Genomic DNA, 1279 nt, shown 5'->3' with positions numbered 1-1279 from the left:
TGATGAAGAATTTCTTGACAAGGCAAGAGTAACGCTTGACGGAAAAATTACCAATACGGCAATATTGTTGCTTGGGAAAAGTGAAGCAAGTGCATTGCTTTCCCCTGCTATCGGGCAGATAACTTGGGTTTTGAAAGATGCTCCCGAAGGTTATGAACATTTTTATACGCCATTTATTTTAACTGTAAATAAAACGCTTGCCTGTATCCGAAATCTGAAATACCGCTATATGATTGACGATACTTCGCTGTTTCCAAATGAAGTAACTCATTATGATGAATGGGTTATAAGAGAAGCCTTGAATAATGCCGTTGCACATCAGGATTACAGTAAAAGTTGCAGAATTATTGTTTTGGAATATAATGACAGATTGATTTTTGAAAATGCCGGCAGTTTTATTCCTGAATCGGTCGAAGATGCAATTCATTACAACCGTCCGCAACCCTATTACCGTAATCCGTTTTTAGTTGCTGCAATGGTTAATCTGAATATGATTGATACTGTCGGTAGCGGTATCAAAAAAATGTTTACTATTCAAAGGGACAGGTTTTTTCCGCTACCAACTTATAATATTTCAGACGAAAAACATACCGAAGTTACCATTCACGGCGAACTTATCAATGAAAACTATTCACGTCAGTTATTTAAGCACCCCGAATTATCGCTTGACGATGTTATTGCATTGGACAAGGTACAGAAAAAACTGCCAATATCCAAAGATGCTTTAAATCGGTTGCGGTCGTTAGATTTGATTAAAGGCAGAAGTTCTTTGGTTGAAATAGTCGGCAGTATAAAGTCTGTTGATTTTACCAATAAGGATTTTAAAGAGATGGTATTGAATTTGTTAAGAGAAAAAGGCTCTGTATCAAGAGAAGAAATAGAAAAATTGATTATGCCGTTTTTGCCGCAAGATTTGCCTGTTGAAAAAAAACAAAAGAAAATATCGAATGTTCTTGTTGGATTATCGTCAAAAGACAAGAAGATAAGAAATATATCCCAATCCATAAAATTTTCAGTCTGGGAACTCAATACAGTTTAGCAATAAAAACGCAAAAATTAGCAATAAAGGCAAAACACACTACTGATTATAAGTTGTTTAACTCAAATTCAATTTAGCAATAAAAATAAAAGTATTAGCAATAAACCTCCCTTGTATCTCAAACAAGGGAGGTTTCACTTTTCAATCCTACTCCTTTTTTATCAAATGCTGCAAGTCAGGGTCGGCAGCAATTCGCGACAATTCTTCGGCAACAATCTGTTTCACATCGGCTTTGATTTG

General features: G+C 35.5%; 1 protein-coding gene. It reads left to right on the top strand.

Translation table 11 applies throughout. The annotated features are described in order from the left end of the window. Window positions 1–1039, top strand: a 1039-nt coding sequence (locus tag ACYPWY_RS16290; RefSeq protein ID WP_459686600.1) for an ATP-binding protein, incomplete at its 5' end; no start/stop codon positions are given. Window positions 1040–1279 lie beyond the last annotated feature (240 nt).

Source organism: Viscerimonas tarda (assembly GCF_054601255.1).
Note: the sequence above shows the minus strand (reverse complement) of the source record. Positions and strands in the feature narration are given on the sequence as shown.